We start from the raw sequence: 23,144 nt of genomic DNA, 5'->3' as shown, positions 1-23,144 counted from the left end.
GGTGAAACTAATGCCAAACATTGAATCTGCAATCAAACGTGTTCGTACAAGCGAAAATGCGAACGTTAAAAATTCATCTCAAACAAGCGCTATGCGTACTGCAATCAAAAAATTTGAAGATGCTGTAGCTTCAGGTGCTGAAAACGTAGATGCGTTATATAAAGAAGCTGTTAAAGCTATTGATATGGCTGAAACAAAAGGTCTAATTCATAAAAACAAAGCTAACCGCGACAAATCTCGTTTAAGCAAAAAAATCGCTAAATAAGGAAATCGGCTACGGCCGGTTTTTTTATTTTGTCTCAAACAGTCTATTCGATCACCCTTCTGTTGGGTTTCTTTCCATTCTTTTTATTAGTAAACCAGCTGCGGCTGACTCAGCACTTCCTACTCTAAAACAATTGATGTCTAAAAAACGCTCAAAACATCATCGTTTCAAGCGTTCTTTTTGGATTTATTTCGATTGTTTTTCTCTTCTTTTTAACTCTTCAAAAGCTGACCTGTTCGTAAGACAAATAATTGAAAGCTTAATTCTTTTTCGATTTTACCACTTTTGATTTGGTAATCCATTTCAACCAGATCGTCAAATAAACGCCTTAGGATCTTTTCATCAAATTTACGTACCTCTTGCATCGCCAATTTTACACGGTAAGGATGTATCTTTAAAGTCTCAGCAATATTAGCCTGCTGATAACCGATTTTCATCAAAAACTTGGTCTGTAAAAACAAACGTATTTGTGAAAGCAAGATGGCATTGATCTTAATGGTTTCTTCTCCTTGGATAATTAAGTCTTCAAACAACCGCAGCGCTTGTTCTGTTTTCCCGGAAAGAATATATTGTGTCATATCAAAAAGATTATGTTCCAAGGTTTTAGGGACTAACTGTTCCACTTCTTTAACAGTGATCAGTTCTTGTTGTTGCCCATACAATAGTAATTTATTCAATTCCCTCATCATTTTTGATAGATCGAGATCCGTTAACCTTAAAAACAGATCAATCGCTTTACGGTCCATTTGAAACGGTGCATTTTCCAGTGTATTCAATAAATACTGACGTACTTCTTTTTCATTCAATTGCTGAACATTGATGGTCACAGCAGCTTTTTTTAATTGTTTCGTTACTTTTTTCCGCTCATCTAATTTCTCATAGGGAGCAAAAAACACTAAAACTGTTGATTCTAAAGGTTCTTTTAAATAATCAATCAGTAGATCCGTATTTTGTTCAATCCCATTATTCACTTTTTCAGCTGTTAAAAAGTAGGGATTTTCTACAAATACTAGGCGTTGATCACCAAAAAATGGCAAAGTCTCTGCCTCAGCAACCACCTCATCAATACTAGCATTCCCCATATCAAAACTTAAGAAATTCAAGTCATCTTGACTATCGATTTGAATTTTTTTCTGGATTTCTGCTCTTACCTGATCCTGTAAATATTTTTCAGTACCTAGAATCAAATAACAAGGCGCAAGCTTTTCTTTACGGATTTTTTGTAAATCTGCTTGAATACTCATTTCGTTCACCACTTTCAAATTTATCCTACCATGAGTAGCTGGGAATTGCTAGTCCATCATTGTGTGGATCTTTCCGTTTGGATACCAAAAGGGATGCCATTTAAAAGTAATTGCGCCTTGACGGTCGGTACGCAAAGGAGTGACTTTATTCTGCTTTAACGTCGCTAGTACGTCTTCATGAGGATGACCAAATAAATTATTCACGCCACAGGATAAAACACCATAGGTTGCTTCTAATTGCGAAATGAACTGTGGATAACTAGATGTGCGGCTGCCATGATGTCCTAATTTGATCACATCCGCTTTTAAATCTGGATAAGCGTTTCCGATCTTATCTTCTGCGTGCTGATCTAAATCACCTAAAAAGAGAAAACGACAGGACTGATGAGTCATTGACAAGCCAATCGAATCTTCATTTTCGCCCTTCCCCTGGGTAATCGGAGACAACACAAAAAAATCAAAATAACCTTTGATCCAATCACCCTGCCTGACTTCACAAATAGTGGTTCCTGCTTTTTCCAATTTCTGCAACTGCGTATGGAGCCAGGTGCTTTTGCCAGCTCCCCAACCAATATAAATCGTATCGATCTTGAAATGTTTTGCTAATGTCGTGACTTCTCCCACATGATCGATATCGTCATGCGTCAATATCAGTTTATTGATGTGTCGGATGCCATTTCCTTTTAAAAATGGGACAAGATTGAACTCTGCAGGTGGTCTAACCCTTCGCTCTTGCCAAGCTTCTTTTTGAAAACTCAATTTTCCACCAGTATCAATTATAACGATTTCTTTTAAAAACGGCGCTTTAAAAAAAATACTGTCTCCTTGCCCTACATCGGTGAAAGTGATGCTACTTCCGAATTGAAGAAAACGACCAAAAATGAGAATAATGGGTACAAGGAGTGCAGCGGTCACGCATTGAAATGGTTCATGTTGCTTTTTCTCTATAAGCCATAAAAGAAAGCCTAAACTAAATATTAACAACCAGCCATTCGGTCGCCTAATCACTAGATTGGCAAATCTCAACGAATCTAGTAATCTCTCGAAATGGACTAAAAAAGAATCAAGCAACTCGCTAACACTTGGAGGTAATACCCTGCCAAAAACAAATAAAAACGTCAAACAAGGAAGAAATACTTTCTTAAAAACAGGAGCAAAAAGAAGAGTCAACATACTCCCTAATAGTGGCCACTCATAAAAATGCCAAACTGTCAGTGGCATGATGCCGATACTAAATAACACGATAGTAGTGAACTTTTGAAACTTAGTGGTTGGGTGAGACAACAAAAGAAAGAAGAAGCTCATTCCTAAACTTAGCTGGCCCTCTACTTGGAAAAGACAAAGTGGCTCGATCAGCAAAAGTATCCATAAAATAATCGAATAATGATCGAAAGAAGAAAATTTGACATTGAGGAGTTTTAGCCCTAATTTCAATAAGAATGACAGCCCCGCTCTTTTCACTGACACAGAGCCCCCAGATAAGCTAAAATACCCCAAAGTCCCCCCAACTAGTGGGAGATAACTAGCAGTTAATGTCATCCCTCCTCTGCGAAACAGATAATAGAGCCAACCTAAGTAAGTTTGGATGTGCATGCCTGACAAACTGAATAAATGAAGTAAGCCAGTTTCTTTATATGTGTCTTCTGATGCTAAAAACTGACTATCTTTATAGCCAAAGATCAAAGCATTCATATAGATACTCACCTTGTGACTAAAGTGTTCTTGAATAAACGTAATAGACCTTCCTCGTGTTCTGCTCAGCATATTCTGCCAAGCATTACGATTCAAATGTTCTTTGATCTGGCGTATCTGAAATCGTCCTTTGATCCGATGTATTTGGTCATACTTTTTTTTGATCAAACCCATAAGGATTCCTTTGTTTGGAAGTTTCTTGGTAATCCCCGACTACAATTAATTCAATCGCTTCATGTCTAAGAACAAGAAAAGAATTTCTTTCTTGTTCAGATTTGGCATAATAGCTGCAAGAAATCTTTTGCTTGTCCGTTGTGTGCCCAATAAAAGTCACTAAATCTCCATTCATTTTCACTGTGTCTGAGGCGACCATGATACGTTCCAACGTCCTTTGATCATCGATTGGTTTTGTTTCTTTAAACCAGCAAGAAAATAAAACCAGCGTACTACAAATGAGACTTAAACCAATAATTTGTTTATTTTCTTTCCGTAAAAAAAACAAAAAAAATCCAGCGAAAATCAAACGATAATGCCATCTGTCTGTATAATAAAACAAACAAATAAAAATCGAAGAAATCGCTGGAAAAATGAATCGATTCTGTGTTTGATCACAAAATCTACTAAACATGTTCTCCTGATAATTCTTTTTGGAGTTTAGAAAAGTGAGTAGAATCCAATGATACTTGATGAACAGTTGCACCTAATTGTTCGATCAATGATTGTGCATACGGATCATTTCGATAATCATGTAAATAGTTGATTTTTTTGATTCCTGCTTGTAATAAGGCTTTTGTACAAGCTAAACAAGGGAAATGAGTCACGTAAATCTCTGCGCCCTCCGTAGGTATGCCTAGTTTTGCACATTGTAATAAAGCATTCATTTCCGCATGGATCGTTCGCAAGCAATGACCATCGACGATATAACAGCCTTCATCAATGCAATGAACATCCCCACTAACAGCGCCATTGTAGCCTCCAGCAATGATCCGTTTTTCTCTTACTAAAGTTGCGCCGACTTCTAATCGTGTACAAGTACTTCTCAATGATAATAATACTGCTTGAGCCATAAAATATTGGTCCCAAGGAATCCGTTCATTGCTCATATTAGCCACCTCTATCGTTTATTCTATAGTAATTGTAACGAAGTTTTTGATTTTTTCAACTGTCTTCTGACCAATTCCGTCTATTTCTTGAAGCTCGTCAATACTTTTGAACGATCCATTATCTTGTCTATACTGAATAATTTCTCGGGCTTTTTTTTCACCGATCCCCGGTATTTGTTGCAATTGCGAAAGATCAGCGGTATTAAGATGCACTCGATCTGGGTTTGTGTCCGCTGAATCTACCGTCGCTAGACTAGCATTTGAGCTTTCTGGAATTTCTTCGCCTACTTCAGGAACGTACAGCATTTGTTGATCCGTTATTTTTGCTGCAAAGTTGATCTGTTTCTCGTCAGCTGATTCCGTCAGCCCACCTGCTTTTTGAATGACATCAAAGACCCGATCTTCTGCCACAAAAGCGTACATTCCAGGTCGTTTTACCGCTCCTTTCACATCGACATAAATCACTGACCTAGTCGATGTACTCACCGTTTCATCAATTGGCTTCGTTTCAGAACTGTTCTTTTCCGGAGCCTCAATCGATTGGTTTGTCAAAAATAGTTGATCCTTTTTACTTGATTGACTGAAAAAATGAACCATCATTCCACCAAGGATGATGACCCCTATGATGCCAAAGATCCCTCCGATCACAAATTTTGGTGAAGAAAAGTTGCTAGTGTAGAAACGCTTTCGTTTGTTTTTCCATTCTTCGCTCATTGTGACAATTTTCCGATTGGTTTCCTTTCATTAAATTATGAAGAAGTTTTTTCTCTTCATGATTAAATACGTCAAATCATTTTTCTACATGAAAATAAACCTACTTTTGGGACAATTATTTTTATGAAGAATGAATCTTTCATACCTTTAAACATTTCAGGAATAGGCGTTGACATAGGGTCTATACTCCTCTTTTCATTAACTAGCAAAAAACATCAAAATCACTTTTACTGACTTTAATGTTTATCTATTTTTCTATTCGTTTTTGAAAAATAGTTTCAAGTTCACACTCTTAGCGAAGCTCTTCCTTGATTTTTTTGAGCATGTACCCGACTTACCTAAGCAATCCTAAATACGATATCTTTGCCACTGTCTCTCTAGCGGCTATGTACAATTATTCTCACTATGCCAAAGAGCAATGCCTCAACTACATCAACTTTCCAAGTGTTCAAATCTCCTAAATAAGTCAAAGACTCGCTTTTCCTCATGAATAATCGTGAGCTAGTTTACATAGATTTTATAAGATATTTTTTTACGGACAAAATATTCCATTGTCTAAACTAGTCGTTATACCATATCCAGATAGGTAACTAGTACGATTACGAGACATGTAACGATCATGTAAATAATGTTTTCTAAGCGTCTTGTATGATTTTTTAGAATAATCCCAGGATCAGTAGAATTGAAACTAGTCCGATACTCGATTGGCACAAAATTACCGATACATATTCCGAATAACAAAAGTAAAAAAGGCCAATTTGTAATAACTCCTCTATTCATAAACGCACCTATGATTGAGCTAACATAAATCACCATTTGAATCATTATAATTACAATCGCTTTTTTTCTCATCATTAATCCTCTCCAAGTAAATTTAGAAAAACAAACAGGACTTGATCACAAAATAAAAGTGGTAGTTGGTTTTAAATAGATTTCAAGAATAAAATTCTCCAGCTCTTTCCTCTATTTTCAGAATACCCAATGAATCGGATAAATGTAAAAATCAAAAGCTGTGTGCCAACGTAGTTTTTACTAGGGAATCAGTAAAAAAACACTGACTTAGAACGATCTGATCATCTTACTGTATTCATTTTTTTGTCCTTCGATTATATCATACATCTTCACTTTATTTCCTATTTTTTCATTTAACCGAAAATTTTTCCATTATAAGTTTAAACTCTTTATCAACTGACGCAGTTAAAAATAACTTTTATTTTACTGATCAAACGAATAAAAAAGCTTACCTCATACACATAGATCCCCTCATGGCTAGTTTCTATTCATTTTAGTTTCTCTATAAAAAAGAGACAGACAAGCTTTCTGTTAAGGCTGAGTCATTGAAAACATCAATCTTAAAGGAAATTTTGTCTGTCTATTTATTCGTTCAAAAACCGTTTCATGAACAACGATAAAAAAATGTTGTTGAAACAAAACGATTTATAATGAATCTTTAGTTCATCTTTTCTAAATAATCAAGGGCATCTTGGACGGTTTTCACTGGTACAATTTTCATTGAAGAGTTCAATTCTTTCGCAGCAGCTTTGGCTTCTTCGTAATTGGTTTTGATTTCTGGATGTTTCTTCTTGATTTCATCTGAGATTGGATCATCCGGTGCAAAGAATATTTCAACGCCAGCTTTGTCTGCACTAGCCACTTTTTTATCAATACCACCAATTCGCCCAACTTCACCGTCGCTATTAATCGTTCCAGTACCAGCAATTTCTTTCCCATGACGAAGATTTTTACCGGTCAATTGTTCATAGATTTCCAGGGTAAACATCAAACCAGCAGACGGCCCTCCGATTGATCCTGAATTAATCATTACATCTGTATCCGACTTGATACTCGTATGATCGGTTAAAGTAATCCCAATCCCTGCTTTATTATCCGTTGGCAGTTCGATCAATTTACCTGAAGTTTCGTTTTCTTTGCCATCTCGGAGATAGGTGATCGTGACCGTATCGCCGACTTTTTTACTTTTGACATACTTCATAAATGCTTCTGCACTTTTAAAGGTTTGTCCATCAACTTTTGTGACTGTATCACCAACTGCTAATTTTCCATAGAAATTGGAATTCTTCTCGACACTCATGACATAGACACCTTTAAATTCCATCTGGTAAGAGCGCCCTGCCAATTTTAGTGCTTGCTCAATCGCTGCATTTTGGGAAGACTCCATATAATATTGTTGGATTTGATTGTATTCTTCGCTAGTCGCCCCGCCAGTCAACTCCTCAGCGCTAATCAAATCTTCAAACGGTGCTAGCTTGGCTTTGACTGCTGTAAAACCAGTTGCTCGACGGATGCCCACTGAAGTTAATGAAAAGGAACCTGAATCTTTGTCCTTTTTCCCATTGACGGTAATCAGCTCTTTCAAATTGATGGTTACTCCTGGTGCTTCCACATAAAAAGGAAGTGGAATTACCACGAACCCAATAATAAATATCCCTAAAAAAATGACAAGAATTGTCTTTAACCATCTTTTAAAGTCCATCATTTTCACGCTTTCCAGCTAACGCTTCGTTGATTACTGGTGGAAGATAGTCACTGACATCTCCCCCAAAGTATAAGACTTCTTTTAATAAACTAGAACTAACGTGACTATATTCTTGTTTAGCCAATAAAAAGACCGTCTCGATTTCTTGATTTAAATGATGATTCATTTGAGCAATATCCCGTTCATATTCAAAATCCTTTACACTACGGATACCACGAATGATGGTTTGAACAGCTAATTCATTCGCAATCTCGACTGTTAATTGATTTTCCTGGTGGTACACTTTAACATTCGGAAGATGACGAACAGCTTGAGTAATCAATGTAACTTTTTCATCAACGGTAAATAGATGTTTTTTTGACGTATTCACAAATACCCCAATGATGACCTCATCAAACATTTTTGCTGCTCGTTCGACCATATCTAAATGCCCATTCGTGAACGGATCAAAGCTGCCTGGAAACAAGGCTTTTTTCATAGGTCTTCCTCTTTTCTGTAGATAGTCACAGTTGAAATACCATACGTTTGTTTTCTGATTTGCGTAAAATCAGCAATCTTTTCTGGTAATTCCACTGTTTTATCAGTTTCACATACAATAACTGCCGAATCATTAAAAAGGTCCAGCTCCGTCATTTTGATTATTTGGTCAAGAATTTTTTGTTTGGCATATGGTGGGTCAAGAAATAAATAATCAAATTTTTGCTGATCATTTGCCAGCTTTTCGATGGCTTTGTCCGCATCAAGTTTTAACGTGGTGAATTTTTCTGGCTCTTTCGTTACTTTAATGTTTTCTTGGATTATTTTTAGCGCTTGGTAATTTTTGTCTACACAAAAGGCATGCCCACAGCCACGAGAAACTGCTTCGATAGCTAACCCGCCACTACCAGAAAATAGGTCTAAGACTGTTTCTCCGTCGAAGTAAGGACCGATCATATTGAAGATCGATTCTTTCACTTTATCTGTGGTGGGACGTGTATTAGCCCCTGCTAAACTCTTTAAGCGTCGTCCACCATATGTTCCTGATATGACTCGCATTGACTCACTCCTTTTAAAAATCGTGCTGTTACTAGTATACCAAAAAAAAAGATAAAAAAACTTGGATAGCCATTAATTTCATGCTTTCTCAAGTTATTTTTATCTTTTTTATTTAAGAGATGAATGATTTACACAAAACAGGTTTAAAAGACATGGTCTGCTAAACGAATCTTAGTATTGATCTCCTCAATCTCAAAACCTTCTTCTTTGACTGGTTGCTTCGTACCAATCTTATCAGCAAAGTTCATTTCGACGTCTGGACGATAAGAGCGTTCAACTTTGCGAACAAAATGAAGTTTGTTGATTCGTTCTGCAGTTTGCTCAAATGTGTCTTCATTCAAATACAATACGACATATTTCATTTTACGTGAAACGTAATGAAGCAATCCAAATTTCTTCAAATTTTTTAATTGTTTCAAACTGTATACCCAGACAATCAACCCACGTCGTTTCGTTAGTTGAAATTCATTTTTTTCATCATTCATGACAGTTACCTCCACATCCACTACGCCCCTCTTGTTCAAAAAAAGGATTTCCCGCATCAATTTTAATCGTCAACGATACCGTTTCTGCTAACTGTTGGCTAATTTTATCCAATAGATCTTGCAATTGTGTTTCCATACAACGAAAATCCGCTACTTTTTCATGCAAATCAAGTTGGCGTTTGGCTAACCGAACAGCTCTTTGCTTCTCTCGAAATTCTGGTGCATATTTTTGATAAGGAACAACTTTTTCAAACTGTTCTTTTTTTATTGAGAAATCATTAATCAATAAATTGACATCCGCTGATTGTTCCATCACTTTTTTAGCTTTTAAATATTTTTTCATCGTCTCGCTTTTTTTGATACAATTGGATAAGCTCTGACATTGATCTTCTAAGGCAAATAATTCCTCATTGATTATCACTGCTATCGGTACTCTCCTTACCTTCTTCTTGCATTAAGACTAACATATTTTCTTTTGAAAAAGCAATTCCTAATAGATCGGAAGTGTTAACTAAAAAGCGGTCGTGATAGTACGGATCACTATACAAAAATAAAAATGTAAACGTTGGATCAATCACTGGATGGGTAAAGACACCGGTCGATTGGGGAAGCTTTCTTTTTGCGACTAACGAATCAATTTCATCAGTAGTCAATGAAAACTTAGCAGTTGCGTTTGTACTACCCGCTATTTGTTGCCATTCTGCTAATCGTTCTTTCGTCAAAATATCTTCTGGTCTATTAAGGTAATCACTTAAAAGCAGTTTCGTTTGAGTAGAAAAACCGGTCGTCTGCTTATAAAGTGGTAAGCGATCCAATTGCCTTAACTGATTCAACAATTGAACACTATGACCTTCTTTTGCTTGATTGATTTCAGCCCAATCTACTTGATCGTCTATTTTATATTGCGGTAAGTCTGAACCAAATACTTGATAGGGATGAAGTTTCAACAAACTAGCTTTATCCAAATAAACGATCGAAAACAGTCCATTACTACTTTGGTCGAAGAATAAAATAGCAAACGTATCATTATCAAACGCAATCAACGGTCGATAATTCATATCTTCTTCCATCAATTCGATCCCGACATCTGTTCCATTGTATTGAAAATTAAAATTCGTATAGATCGTGGTGATCTCTGTTAGATCTTGCATTGTCATCCCTAAGTAAAAAGGAGCAATCGTTGAGTTGTCCGTATTTAATACTTTAATCGTGGAAACTTTATCTTTTGTGATATTCGCTTCAAAGGATAAGTGATTGATTTGATCATGGTAATATCTTGTTTCAAAACCAAACCCACTCGTCAAGCGTTCATAGGGATCGCCAAAACGTTGCTCTAATTCATCAACTGATTGACCAACATACGTGGAAAAGCCAGATGTTTCCAACTTCTGGTATTTCCACGTAGTCATTTGATTTTGAGTGATTTGCTCTGAGCTTTTTTTTACTTCAAGTTTAGGAGGAAACAACACCGGCTGCATGTAAAATGCAATGATCACTGATAACAATATCGCACCAAATAACCCTAGCCGTTTCATCTTTTTCCCACCTTTATTTTTCAGTTACTTCAATCAATAAATCACCAGAAGCGATCGCATCGCCATCTGTTACATAGACATGCGCAATTTCACCATCAAAACGAGCTTCAATTGCTGTTTCCATTTTCATTGCTTCCGTGATCATCAATGTATCGCCTTTTTTGACATGATCGCCTTTTTTGACTAATACATCTAATACAGAACCAGACATCGTTGCACCGATATGTTCACGATTTGTTGGTTCAGCTTTCACACGTGTTTGTACAGTACTGATGATCGAATGGTCGTTCACTGTGATTTCACGACGTTGCCCATTCAAATTAAAGAATAAGACACGATTTCCTTCAATATCTGGTTCACCGATTTCATCCAAGCGAATAATCAAAATCTTGCCTTTTTCAATTTGAACATTCACCGTTTCTCCTAAGCGAATCCCTTGGAAGAATGTTGGTGTATCAAGTAATGTCACATCACCAAATTGATTATAGGCCGCTTGATAATCTAAAAAGACTTGCGGATACATCAAGTAGCTCAGCACTTCTTCTTGTTTAGGTTCATAGCCGATTTTTTCAGCTAATTCTGCTTTGACTTGTTGGAAATCAACTGGTTTAGCTAAAGCTCCAGGACGTTCAGTAATCGCTTCTCGTCCTTTAAGGATGATCTTTTGTAATTTTTCCGGGAATCCTCCAACCGGTTGTCCTAGCTCTCCTTGGAAGAAAGTAATCACAGACTCTGGGAAACTCAATGTTTCACCTTTTTCATAGATATCTTCCTCCGTTAAATCATTTTGAACCATGAACAAGGCCATGTCTCCTACAACTTTTGATGAAGGGGTAACTTTCACGATATCACCAAACATTAGGTTCACTGTATGGTACATCTGTTTGATGTCATCCCATTTATTTCCTAAACCAACTGCTTTGGCTTGTTGTTGGAGATTAGAGTATTGTCCACCAGGCATTTCATGCATATATACTTCTGTTTCTGGTGCATTCAAACCGTTCTCAAATGGTTTGTAATACATACGGACATCTTCCCAGTAATGATTCAATTGTTGTGCATTTTGAATATTGATCTCTGGCAACCGTGGACCGTTGACCAAAGCATAATACAAACTGCTCATACTTGGTTGACTTGTATTCCCACTCATCGCACTCATCGCCACATCAACGATATCTACCCCAGCCTTTGAAGCTGCAGAATAGGTAATGATTCCATTTCCACTCGTATCATGTGTATGAAGGTGGATTGGCAAATCAGTAGTCTCTTTTAATTCACTAATCAAGCGATAAGCAGCTTGTGGTTTCAGCAAGCCAGCCATATCTTTGATCGCAATGATATGCGCCCCAAGTTGTTCTAGTTCTTTCGCCATGTCCTTGTAATATTGGACATTATATTTTGCACGACTAGGATCATTGATATCTCCGGTATAGCAGATCGCAGCTTCTGCAATCTTACCTGTGTCTCGAACCGCTTGGATACTTTTTTCCATTTGCGGTACCCAGTTCAAACTGTCAAAGATTCGAAACACATCAATTCCTTGAGCCGCTGCTTCTTTCACAAATTCTACTAAGACGTTATCCGGATAATTGGAATAACCGACTGCATTTGAACCTCTGAACAACATTTGTAACAGCGTATTTGGCATCAATGCTCGGATCTTTCTTAATCTTTGCCAAGGATCTTCATTCAAGAAGCGATAAGCGACGTCAAAGGTTGCTCCTCCCCACATCTCACTTGAGAATAGTTCAGGTAATCCTTCACCGGTCAATTGAGCAATCTCTTTAAAGTCTTTCGTACGAACACGAGTTGCTAATAAACTTTGATGAGCATCTCTAAATGTCGTATCAGTCAATAACAAGTTTTCTTGCGATTTGATCCATTGGACTAACGCATCCGAACCATCAGAATCTAAAACATTTTTTGCTGTCAGATAATCTGGGCGTTTAATCAAATCTTTCGGTACCCGAGGAGATTCATAAAATGGTTTTTCACCATTTTTGATTCCCGGGAAGCCATTCACGGTAATTTCACCGATGTATTTCATTGTTTTATTCCCACGGTCGCGTAAACGAGGGAACTCAAACAGTTCTTTTGTATTATCGATAAATGTCGTTTTAGCATTTCCTGATTGAAATTCAGGATGGGAAATCACATTCAACATAAATGGGATATTGGTTTTGACTCCACGAATCCGAAATTCTTTTAAGCAACGTTCCATTTTTTGGATTGCCGTATCAAAATCTGCCGCATGCGTACAAACTTTGACTAAAAGTGAATCAAAGTATGGGGTAACCACATATCCTGCATAAGCATTACCGACATCTAAACGCACTCCGAAACCACCAGGTGAACGGTAAGTATCGATTTTCCCTGTATCAGGAAGAAAATGATTCAACGGGTCTTCTGTAGTGATCCGACATTGAATCGCAGAACCATTTAGTTTGATATCTGCTTGTTGCGGCAGACCAATTTCACTGTGTAAATCTTTCCCTTGGGCAATCAATAATTGAGTAGTCACGATGTCCACATCGGTAATCATCTCTGTAATCGTATGTTCCACTTGGACTCGAGGGTTGACTTCGATAAAATAAAAGTCATTTCCTTCAACTAAAAATTCAACCGTCCCAGCATTGACATAACCAACGTGTTTCATTAATTGAACGGCTGCTTGACAGATGCGTTCGCGTTGTTCAGTCGACATGGAGACACAAGGGGCTACCTCTACTACCTTTTGGTGACGTCTTTGTACAGAGCAGTCTCTTTCAAATAAATGGATCACATTTCCATGTTTATCGCCCAAAATTTGGACTTCGATGTGTTTAGGATTTGCAATATATTTTTCAACATACACTTCATCGCTGCCAAAAGCCGCTTTTGCTTCACTTTTCGCACGATCATAGCCTTCTCGAGCGCTTTTTTCATCATGGGCGACACGCATTCCTCGTCCCCCACCACCTAGAGCGGCTTTAATCATGATCGGATAACCGTACGTTTCAGCAAAAGACAAAGCATCTTCGACCTTTTCAATCGGTCCATCAGTCCCAGGAATCGAAGCAATTCCAGCTGCGATAGCTGCCGCTTTTGCTTTGATCTTGTCACCAAAGATATCCAAATGATGTAAGTCTGGTCCTACAAAAGTGATGCCTTCTTCCTTGCATCGTTTTGCAAAACTTAGATTTTCAGATAACAACCCATAGCCTGGATGGATTGCATCCGCTCCACAGGCTTTCGCAATGGCAATAATCCCTTCAATATCTAAGTAAGCGTCAATCGGTTTTTTCCCTTCGCCAACTAGATATGCTTCATCTGCTTTAAACCGGTGCACGGAATACTCATCTTCTTTTGCGTAGATACCTACAGTTTTAATTCCTAATTCTGTACATGCTCGAAACACTCGTACAGCAATTTCTCCTCTGTTAGCAACTAAAACTTTTTCCATCAAACCACTCCTACATCTTTTTAGTATAAACCTAAACTTTTTCGTTTTTCATCTGCACTGATATTCAAGACGAAGCCAACACAAATGGATAACATCAATAAACTAGATCCTCCCTGACTCAAAAATGGGAAAGTGATCCCAGTTAACGGAATAACGCCGGTTATCCCTCCCAAATTGATAAATATTTGGATCATGAACATGGCACCAATCCCAATACATAATAGAGAATTAAATGGATCTTTTGAGCGAATCCCCACCAAAAAGATCCGAACAATCATAAAAAACAGTAAAGCAAGAATCAAGATCCCCATGATCACGCCTAACTCTTCTACCACAATGGCATAAATAAAGTCCGTCTGCGCTTCATTTAAAAAACCTTTTTTCTGGATACTATTTCCAAGACCTCGACCAAAAAGCCCTCCATTGAACATCGCATAATAACCATTAGCTAATTGATGACCTTTGTTCAACTCGTCAGAAAAAGGATTTTGATAAATGGCAAATCGGTTATAGATATATTGTAAACGTCCGGGAAATATTTTCCCGTGGGTGATATTGATCAACCAGATTGCTAAAGCACTCAAGCCAACCCCACCGACCCCAACGATCAACGTATAAACGTAGTTGATACCACTAGCCAAAAGTAAGACTAAGATAATTAAAAAAATGACAGTTGCATTACCAAAATCGGGTAAAATAGCAACTAGCGCTGTTAGTGCCAACACTAACAGTAACGGTCTTTTAACAGTAGAAACAAAATCTTTTTGAACGCTTCTTTGTCTTTTAGATAACATTAATGCTAAGTACCAAATCACAATGATCTTTAAGTATTCAGCTGGCTGGAGAGAGAATCCAGCGATTTGAAGCCATCCTTTCGCTCCATTGATCTCTTTCCCGAAGAATAAAACGATCAATAGCAAGATCGTCAGTACAGCAATAGCTGCCATAATCAGTCGTTGATTTTTTAATACGGATGTTTTCATTTTATATAAAAGTCCAATAGCTACTAAGCTAACGCCCCAAAACAAACTTTGGTTAAAAAAAGAGGCGGAAGGACTGCTTCCATTTTCTAGCAATAAATAAGATGATGAACTATAGACCATGATTAAACCTAAAATACATAGAATCAAGTAAGGAATCAAAATACTATAGTTTAATAAATGCCTTTTTTTTACTTTCTTAGGCAAGTTTACTCCTCCTTGCCAATTTCTTTTTTATCGTAATTTTCTTGGTAAACCTCACTATATAATCGGTTCAGTTCACGCTCTAGCTCACTCAGCAACAATTGACCTTGCGTTTTATCGATGATGCCTACACGAACGGCAAATCCGACTTGTTGTGAGAAGCCATACATTTGCGTATCTACTACTTCTTCAAATGCCTTACATTGTGAGATACACAGGCTATTTTTTTGATTTTTGATCAAGCGTTTGATTCGTTCTGATTCATCTTTAAGCACTTGAACTGCAAATTCATTTGATAGAGAATCCATCTAAGCCTACCCCCATTCTAAGTTTATTTATTATAACATACTTAAAATTCTAACGGGGAAAAATCCCAGTTTTCGCTCAGGGATTTTCTTCTTTTTTTACTATTTGCTAGCCCATCATGAGCAAAAACAATAGATGCACTAATTTTACAAACAATACACTACTTAACTAGAAAGTATCAGTGCTAAAAAAGCGTCCCCGTATTTGTCTAACTTGCTTTGTCCTACTCCTTTTATCTGCAATAAAGAAAGTCGATCTTTTGGACGTTGTCGACTCATTTCTTTTAAAGTCGCATCTGAAAAAACCACATAAGGCGGCACGCCTGCTTCAGAAGCTAAGTCAGTTCGTAACTCTCTTAGCGTTTCAAATAAGGTGTCAGCTTCTTCATCAGAAAGTTGTTGGACTTTTTCAGCTTCTTTTTTAAATACTTTTTGTTTCCCTTTTAACACTTCGATTCCTAGTTCCGTTACTTTCAACGTGGGGTATTCACCGTTCATTGAATACAGATAACCACCAGAAATAAGATACTCGATCAACTGAAGAATATCTTTTTGTGCCCATTTTTTTAATAAGCCATAAGTTGATAACGCTTGAAAACCTAGCATCTTGACTTTTTGTTCTTTCGAACCAGCTAATACCTTCATCAACAATTGTTTCCCATAATTTTCACCCATGCGTTTCAAGCAAGACAACACCATCTGTGTTTCAGTCGTTACATCGACTAGTTCACGTTCATCTAAACAGTTACCACATCTTCCACATGGGATACTTTTTTCGCCAAAATAAGTAAGAATATATTGTTGCAGACAGGATTCGATGTAGACGTATTCCGTCATTGCTTTTAATTTTTCGTATTCTTTTTGTTTTTGTGACTCTTCTCGTTGGGATTGTTGGATAAAAAATTTTTGGACCTGTATATCTTGGGGAGCAAACAACAAGACAGCCTCACTTAAGAGCCCATCACGACCTGCTCTTCCCGCCTCCTGATAGTAAGATTCTAAAGAACCAGGAATCTGATAATGAATGACGAAGCGGATGTTACTCTTATTGATCCCCATGCCAAAAGCATTCGTTGCAACTAATAATTCTATACGGTCATATAAAAAGTCCTCTTGGATTTCTGTTCGTTGGCTTTCACTCATCCCACCATGATATCTGCCAACACTGAAATCAAATTTATTTAACAAATGATAGATTCGATCAACTTCTTTGCGGGTAGCGGCATAAATGATCCCTGATTGCTTTTTATTGATACGCAGATACTCAATTAAGTACTGCTCTTTTTTTTGATCTTTTACTACTTGTAAACGTAGATTTTCTCGTGCAAAACCCGTTTGAATATGATTATCCATTGGTATCTTTAAAAGTCTTTTAATATCTTCTGCTACTTGCTTTGTTGCAGTAGCAGTCAATGCCACAATGACCGGTCGTTGATCAAACGTGCTTAATGTTTCTGCCATATGAAGATAGCTTGGACGAAAATCATGTCCCCATTGTGAGATACAATGCGCTTCATCAATTGCTATCAGTTGCACGTGCCAACGTTTCATTGATTGGATAAAATCTGGCATGATAAACCGTTCTGGCGCAACATATAATAATTGGATTTGTTGCTGTTCGAGTAATCGAAACCGAGAAGCAGTCTCATAACTATCCAATGAACTATTGATAAATGTCGCTGAAATGCCTAACTGATTGGCAGCATCTACTTGATCTTTCATCAGAGAGATCAAAGGAGAAATGACCACAGTCAAGCCATCCAGCATTAAGGCTGGCAATTGATAACAAATGGACTTCCCACTTCCTGTAGGCATGATCCCTAGGACGTCTTCATGACCAAGTACCTTTTGGATAATTTCTTTTTGTCCAGGGCGAAATACTTCATAACCAAAGTATTGTTTTAATATATCATTCATTTTATCCCTACTTTTTAGTTGATTTAAGAGGTTGTGAAAGAAGCGATCAGCTCCGATGACAATAAGAAAGAATTTTTTAAAACAGCTTCTCATGTTTTGAAAAATTCAGGCTTATTTCAAGGAGCTGATGCTTGAACACCGTGAATCAGAGGTTGTGAAAAGAGCGCTTTGACCTGAGCGCTCACCAAGTAAAAACTGCGCCGAGTAATCGAAGGAGCATTAAGGATGAAAATCTCGAAACAGCTCCCCATGTTTTACGAAATTCAGCTTTATGTCAAAAAACTGTCGCTCGTCCACGGTTTAGTTTTTTTTTATTTATAAAAAGCCTAGAGCAATCTTTTATTATTGACTCTTCTATCGCCCCTCTATAACTATAATACGTCAATTATATTTTACTTCTCCAAGCAATCAAGTACAACATTCTTTTTGTGAAACTTCTGCTTTTCGTGAAACAAAAACCGAGGTAATTAAAGATTTTAAAAAGACTTTTAATAAACTTTTAGCGTACTTATTGAATTTTTCTTTTAATTTTTATTAACTTCTCCACAGATAACAATTTTAGAAAAAGGAAAAACAATTCTCTCCTTTTAATTTCAAACAATTGAATACGTTCTAAAAAATTGAGAAGCAAAATTTGCCGACAGTATTTTTCTTTTCATCCACTTTAATGCTGATTTACCAGTCATCTGAACAAAAATAAACCGAAGATGCCCGAAAATAGTTACTCCTATTTTTGGACTTCTTCGGTTTATTTCTCAAAGCTAAACATCACTGTATCAACAAGTTGAACAGATGATTATTTTTTCTTTTTAGAAGCTTTTTCACGTGCATTTTTGTTTAAGATTTGTTTTCTTAAACGGATACTTTCCGGTGTTACTTCACAATATTCATCGTCATTCAAGAATTCTAACGATTCTTCTAACGTCAATTGTTTTGGTTTTTTGATAACAGATGTTTGGTCCTTGGTAGCAGAACGAACGTTAGTCATTTGTTTTGCTTTCGTAATGTTAACAGTCAAGTCATTGTCACGACTATTTTCACCAATGATCATGCCTTCATAAACTTCTGTACCTGGTTCAACAAAAACAGTTCCACGTTCTTCGATACTCATGATTGAATAAGTTGTTGCTTTTCCAGTATCAATCGATACTAACGCACCTTGGTGTCGTCCACCGATTTGACCTGGTAACATTGGTAGGTATTGATCAAATGTGTGGTTCATGATGCCGTAGCCACGAGTCATTGAAAGGAATTCAGTTGAATAACCGATCAAGCCACGAGCTGGTGTTAAAAATGTCAAACGGATTTGTCCATTACCAGTATGGATCATGTCTTGCATTTCACCTTTACGTAAGCTCAATGATTCGATTACGCTACCCATGTATTCTTCAGGTGTATCAATTTGAACACGTTCAAAAGGTTCACATTTCACGCCATCAATTTCTTTTTCGATAACTTCAGGACGAGATACTTGTAGTTCATAACCTTCACGACGCATGTTTTCGATCAAGATTGACAAATGAAGTTCTCCACGACCAGAAACAGTCCAAGCATCTGGAGAATTTGTTGGTTCAACACGTAATGAAACATCCGTTTGCAACTCAGCCATCAAGCGTTCTTCAATTTTACGAGCAGTGACATATTTTCCTTCACGGCCAGCAAATGGTGAATTATTCACTAAGAAAGTCATTTGCAGTGTTGGTTCGTCAATGTGTAGAATTGGCAGAGCATCTTGGTGGTCCACAGGTGTCACTGTTTCCCCAACGAAAATATCTTCCATTCCTGATACGGCAATTAGATCTCCAGCTTTTGCTTCGTCAATTTCTAAACGTTTCAAGCCGAAGAAACCAAATAATTTAGTTACACGGAATTTTTTAACTGAACCGTCTAATTTTAGTAAGGCAACTTGGTCCCCTACTTTGATCGTTCCACGGAAGACACGACCAATCCCGATACGTCCAACATAGTCGTTATAATCAAGCAATGATACTTGGAATTGTAATGGTTCATCGCTATTGTCTACTGGCGCAGGGATTTTTTCAACAATTGTATCAAAGATCGGTGCCATTGTTGGTTCTTGATCAGCTGGATCATCAGACAAGCTAGATGTTCCGTTTAATGCTGAAGCATAGATAACTGGGAAATCTAATTGATCATCATCTGCACCTAGTTCAATAAATAATTCTAATACTTCATCAACAACAAACTCAGGTCGTGCAGAAGGTTTATCAATTTTATTCACAACTACGATCGGTGTAATATGTTGTTCTAGCGCTTTTTTCAAAACAAAACGAGTTTGTGGCATCGTTCCTTCATAAGCATCAACTACTAAGACAACGCCGTCAACCATTTTCATGATTCGTTCAACTTCGCCACCAAAGTCCGCATGCCCAGGTGTATCCATGATATTGACACGAATCCCTTTATAATCAACTGCGGTATTTTTTGCTAAAATCGTGATTCCACGTTCTTTTTCTAAAGCATTTGAATCCATCGCACGTTCTTGTAATTGTGTGTGTGCGTCTAATGTATCTGATTGTTTCAATAATTCATCAACCAATGTGGTTTTTCCGTGGTCAACGTGGGCGATGATCGCTACGTTACGGATATCATTTCTATAGTTCAATGTAACTAACTCCTTCTCGGTTCTTTATGACAGTGCAATTTTACTCGACTGTTTATTATAGCAAACTTTTTTCATGAAATATAGTAAAATGTTTTCATTTTTTCGAGAAAATTAATATTTTAGCCATATTTTTCTTAATTATGCGGTTTTTTTTTACTTATTTAGCGAATCAGCCGCAGCAATAAGTGCCCGAATTTCATCATAGGCTTGAGGTGTAGCCGCAATATAATATTCTCTTCCTCGAAATTTTAGCTTTTCTCCTGAGATACCGCTATATTTCATTCCAAATCCATCGAGCAAAACATTCCCTGCGCCATAGTCCCACGGGCTCAAATTTGCAATATAACCAATATGTTTCCCTTTTAAAAGTGCAATCATTTCTAGTCCTGCACATCCATAAATACGAACACCCATACTTTGTTCACCAATTGTTCGGACATTCCACCGATTATGACTAAAAAGATAACCGTTCAAACCAATAAGTCCATCTTTTAAACGAAGGTCTTCTGGCTTAGTTAACGGATGGTCATTCATATAAACACCTAAATCTTTTCCACCCCAATACAGCGCTTCTTTCATCACGTCATAAATAAAACCAAGTTGTCCAACACCATCTTGATAAACGCCTAACATAATACAAAAATTCTCTTGTTCAAGTACGAAGTTCATGGTTCCATCAATTGGATCAATAACAAATACTTGCCCTTCAAAGCTTTCTAACTCACTGTAACCTTCTTCTTCTGCGAGAATCTTTGCTTCTGGATTATACGCCTGAATCTTTTCAATCAAAAAAGCTTGGACTTCACGATCCATATTGGTAACCAGATCTTTTCGATTGGTTTTTTGATCAACTTTAAGCGTCTTGATTTGTACCGCACGAATTTTCTCAGCTGCTTCTTCAAGCCAGATTTTGATCTGAGGGATCAGTTCTTGTTTATTCATGTTCTCACCCATTCATTTTTAGGATTTTTTTCTGATTCTTTTTTGCTGCTTGAACTGTTCGATACAATGAATAACCTGATACTTTTTCAAATTCTTTTCCTAATTTTTTTTCTTCTCCAATAGATGGAATAACCGTTTTGAATTGTTGGTATGATTTTAGAAACCGAGCATTATCGATGCCCTTTTCATTCGCTAACTCTAAATCCTCCCACATCTTCATCACAATGACCATTTCCTCGGTGGTCCAGTCTAAATCAAGCGGGTATTGATAATCTTGCATACTTCATTCTCCTATTTCCTATAGTCAAAATCAGTGTATCATAAGAATAAGTACATAACCAAATAGTTTCGATTTTCTAGTTTACATAATTAATTTATAGTTGAATAACTATTTTATATCGCTAGCTAAGAAAAATAAGTAATAGTCTATAAAAATTCACACGTTCATACAAAGAACCGTCACTAACAAAATAGAGAAAATAAATTCTGTCGGTGACGTAGGTTTATTTATTAAGATAAGAGGAAAAGATCTAACATTTTTACTTTTCCTAAGGGATTTCATATGAAACTAACGTCCTTCATGTTCAGGTATGTTTAACGAGCTCATAGACGCTTCATTAGCAAAACTATGATTTATCCGATATTGTTCATTTATTTTAGTGGCAGTGTATGTTTCATCTTTTGAAATTAATTTAAACATCCCCTTCTGTAGTTCAGCAAATTTAGAATTCCCTTCATTTTCTAAAAAAATCTTATAGAACCAATTTTGAGAGGATAAAGACGAATTTTTAATATAATGATAATGTGGCAATGCTTTGACAACAACTTCAATAAGTACTTCTGTATCGACCTTAGGCCTATATGATTCATTATCCTTTCTACTTAAATAATGAAGTAAGGTGCTTTTAACATCTCGTTTAGTAATGATATTTCCTCCATTAACAGCTAGTTCATTGTATTTTTGAATCGTTTTGTTTAGTTCAAAATTTATTATATTATCGCTAAGTATCTCTTCTGATGATATAGTACTTGGAATCTCTGCTGCATTAATATACATCGTAAATTCAGACGAAGAAACATATTTTTCTAAATTTTCAGAAAAACTCTCCAAACTTATTGGATTTTCTAAAATTGCTTTGGGTAAAATTTCACTGAACTGAGATTGTTCAGAAATTCCTATTTTATTCATAATAATGCTTATTTCCCTATTGGCCTCTTCACTGAGAGGAACAACTTTACCAAACTCTGAATGTTCACTCAAAATTTTTTCAACGATACAATGATAGCTTGATTTTTCTAATAGCTCTGGTAAATAATCGTTTAATTTTTCCCATGGAAATTTTAGCTTTTCTTCTAATATTTGTTTCATACTTTTGGTACTAATCTTATTTGAATGTGCAAAAGTTTGAAGATCTTTGTCTGGCCTAAGTAAAAAAGATTTTGTTAGTTTATTATCTTCTTTATTCATCTGTTGACTACCTCCTACAAAATATTAATAATTGCTATCTATTTAGTTCTACATTAAGTATAGACTGAGAGATGCTCCGAGTATCAATTACATTTATTTTCTTATTATGAGATAAACCTTTATGTATCGCGTTCAATCGCTTTACTTCTATTCTTTTTTTTCTCTTTGTTCGAATGCTTCTTTTTCTCTGCTATTATTTTCGCCTATTAGACGACTAAAATCAGGGAATGTCGTTTCTACAATATCATTCCCATTTTTATAATAATTGGCAATAATTTCCATTCTAGATTCTTTTTGGCATTCTATAAACAACGCACTGATGACACTTTTTCTAAAACCTTCATTTGCACATAATAATTCACTGCGTTGGAACCCTTTTCCTTCTCTTTTTAGCGCATCTAATAAAGAAGGACCTTCGATTTTATATTTTTCATATATAATATTTTCAATTTCAGCATACCTCAATGGTTCTCTCTCAAATAAATCTGTTAAATGAACATAATAATTGTATGCACTTTTCTCAAATATACGTTGGATTGTTCGATAGTCATTATGTCGATTCACATTGCCAACATTTGGATTTACATGAATTTTTTGTATTTGAGTAAACTTCATCTTTTTACCCCATTTCTTTTTTTACATAACTCTCTAACGTCCCTCTCAATACTTTTTACTTTTATATCATTTTTT

General features: G+C 36.5%; 22 protein-coding genes. 1 reads left to right on the top strand and 21 read right to left on the bottom strand.

Features of this window, described 5'->3' with window-relative positions:
- Positions 1-10: 10 nt before the first annotated feature.
- A complete protein-coding gene (gene rpsT / locus IGL30_RS05360; RefSeq protein WP_010719340.1) occupies positions 11-265 on the top strand; it encodes a 30S ribosomal protein S20 in 255 nt (84 codons plus the stop codon).
- A 212-nt stretch (positions 266-477) separates the two neighbouring features.
- Here rpsT and holA read toward each other — a convergent pair whose 3' ends face one another.
- The 21 genes from holA to IGL30_RS05255 form a co-directional block, all read right to left on the bottom strand.
- Positions 478-1,521: a DNA polymerase III subunit delta gene (holA, locus tag IGL30_RS05355; protein WP_123874830.1), complete on the bottom strand. Its 1,044-nt coding sequence runs from the start codon at positions 1,519-1,521 to the stop codon at positions 478-480.
- A gap of 36 nt (positions 1,522-1,557) precedes the next feature.
- Positions 1,558-3,201, bottom strand: coding sequence for a DNA internalization-related competence protein ComEC/Rec2 (locus tag IGL30_RS05350; RefSeq protein ID WP_260221626.1), 1,644 nt, complete (start codon positions 3,199-3,201; stop codon positions 1,558-1,560).
- A 148-nt stretch (positions 3,202-3,349) separates the two neighbouring features.
- The gene (locus IGL30_RS05345) at positions 3,350-3,829 is read right to left on the bottom strand and encodes a hypothetical protein (protein ID WP_260221624.1); all 480 of its coding nucleotides are present in this window, start codon (positions 3,827-3,829) and stop codon (positions 3,350-3,352) included.
- A complete protein-coding gene (locus tag IGL30_RS05340; RefSeq protein ID WP_010719343.1) occupies positions 3,822-4,304 on the bottom strand; it encodes a ComE operon protein 2 in 483 nt (160 codons plus the stop codon). The genes IGL30_RS05345 and IGL30_RS05340 overlap by 8 nt, the downstream gene beginning before the upstream one ends.
- Positions 4,305-4,322: 18 nt before the next feature.
- Positions 4,323-5,018: a helix-hairpin-helix domain-containing protein gene (locus IGL30_RS05335; RefSeq protein WP_123874831.1), complete on the bottom strand. Its 696-nt coding sequence runs from the start codon at positions 5,016-5,018 to the stop codon at positions 4,323-4,325.
- Between the two features lie 567 nt (positions 5,019-5,585).
- Positions 5,586-5,843 carry a hypothetical protein gene (locus tag IGL30_RS05330; RefSeq protein WP_249509710.1) on the bottom strand — a complete coding sequence of 86 codons (258 nt, stop codon included), beginning with the start codon at positions 5,841-5,843 and terminating at the stop codon, positions 5,586-5,588.
- 625 nt (positions 5,844-6,468) lie between these two features.
- Positions 6,469-7,512 carry a SepM family pheromone-processing serine protease gene (locus IGL30_RS05325; protein ID WP_088745732.1) on the bottom strand — a complete coding sequence of 348 codons (1,044 nt, stop codon included), beginning with the start codon at positions 7,510-7,512 and terminating at the stop codon, positions 6,469-6,471.
- Positions 7,502-7,993, bottom strand: coding sequence for a pantetheine-phosphate adenylyltransferase (gene coaD / locus IGL30_RS05320; protein WP_088745725.1), 492 nt, complete (start codon positions 7,991-7,993; stop codon positions 7,502-7,504). Before coaD ends, IGL30_RS05325 begins: the two co-directional genes overlap by 11 nt.
- Complete coding sequence (gene rsmD, locus IGL30_RS05315; protein ID WP_223603477.1) at positions 7,990-8,571, bottom strand: 16S rRNA (guanine(966)-N(2))-methyltransferase RsmD; 582 nt, start codon at positions 8,569-8,571, stop codon at positions 7,990-7,992. Before rsmD ends, coaD begins: the two co-directional genes overlap by 4 nt.
- Positions 8,572-8,693: 122 nt before the next feature.
- Entirely contained in the window at positions 8,694-9,035 is a 342-nt protein-coding gene (locus IGL30_RS05310) for a YlbG family protein (protein ID WP_010719349.1), read from the bottom strand.
- Positions 9,028-9,456 carry a YlbF family regulator gene (locus tag IGL30_RS05305; protein WP_123874832.1) on the bottom strand — a complete coding sequence of 143 codons (429 nt, stop codon included), beginning with the start codon at positions 9,454-9,456 and terminating at the stop codon, positions 9,028-9,030. The genes IGL30_RS05310 and IGL30_RS05305 overlap by 8 nt, the downstream gene beginning before the upstream one ends.
- Complete coding sequence (locus tag IGL30_RS05300; protein WP_123874833.1) at positions 9,443-10,570, bottom strand: CAP-associated domain-containing protein; 1,128 nt, start codon at positions 10,568-10,570, stop codon at positions 9,443-9,445. Before IGL30_RS05300 ends, IGL30_RS05305 begins: the two co-directional genes overlap by 14 nt.
- Before the next feature lie 13 nt (positions 10,571-10,583).
- Entirely contained in the window at positions 10,584-14,012 is a 3,429-nt protein-coding gene (locus tag IGL30_RS05295; RefSeq protein WP_010737454.1) for a pyruvate carboxylase, read from the bottom strand.
- Between the two features lie 20 nt (positions 14,013-14,032).
- Positions 14,033-15,199 (bottom strand): FtsW/RodA/SpoVE family cell cycle protein, encoded by a 1,167-nt coding sequence (locus tag IGL30_RS05290; protein ID WP_123874834.1) that lies wholly within the window; start codon positions 15,197-15,199, stop codon positions 14,033-14,035.
- A 2-nt stretch (positions 15,200-15,201) separates the two neighbouring features.
- Positions 15,202-15,504, bottom strand: coding sequence for a DUF1507 family protein (locus tag IGL30_RS05285; protein WP_088745721.1), 303 nt, complete (start codon positions 15,502-15,504; stop codon positions 15,202-15,204).
- A gap of 162 nt (positions 15,505-15,666) precedes the next feature.
- Positions 15,667-17,418: a DNA helicase RecQ gene (gene recQ / locus IGL30_RS05280; protein WP_088745720.1), complete on the bottom strand. Its 1,752-nt coding sequence runs from the start codon at positions 17,416-17,418 to the stop codon at positions 15,667-15,669.
- A gap of 796 nt (positions 17,419-18,214) precedes the next feature.
- Positions 18,215-20,044, bottom strand: a complete 1,830-nt coding sequence (gene typA / locus IGL30_RS05275; RefSeq protein ID WP_010737451.1) for a translational GTPase TypA — start codon at positions 20,042-20,044, stop codon at positions 18,215-18,217.
- A gap of 153 nt (positions 20,045-20,197) precedes the next feature.
- Positions 20,198-20,986 (bottom strand): inositol monophosphatase family protein, encoded by a 789-nt coding sequence (locus IGL30_RS05270; protein WP_260221587.1) that lies wholly within the window; start codon positions 20,984-20,986, stop codon positions 20,198-20,200.
- A 4-nt stretch (positions 20,987-20,990) separates the two neighbouring features.
- Positions 20,991-21,266: a UPF0223 family protein gene (locus tag IGL30_RS05265; RefSeq protein ID WP_010719359.1), complete on the bottom strand. Its 276-nt coding sequence runs from the start codon at positions 21,264-21,266 to the stop codon at positions 20,991-20,993.
- 288 nt (positions 21,267-21,554) lie between these two features.
- A complete protein-coding gene (locus IGL30_RS05260) occupies positions 21,555-22,454 on the bottom strand; it encodes a hypothetical protein (protein WP_123874836.1) in 900 nt (299 codons plus the stop codon).
- A 147-nt stretch (positions 22,455-22,601) separates the two neighbouring features.
- Positions 22,602-23,069 (bottom strand): hypothetical protein, encoded by a 468-nt coding sequence (locus IGL30_RS05255; protein ID WP_349700605.1) that lies wholly within the window; start codon positions 23,067-23,069, stop codon positions 22,602-22,604.
- Between the last annotated feature and the right edge of the window lie 75 nt (positions 23,070-23,144).

Source organism: Enterococcus sp. DIV1089c (assembly GCF_050530965.1).
Taxonomy (GTDB): domain Bacteria; phylum Bacillota; class Bacilli; order Lactobacillales; family Enterococcaceae; genus Enterococcus_B; species Enterococcus_B hirae.
The sequence above is the reverse complement of the archived record's forward strand: the minus strand, read 5'-3'. Positions and strand labels throughout refer to the sequence as shown.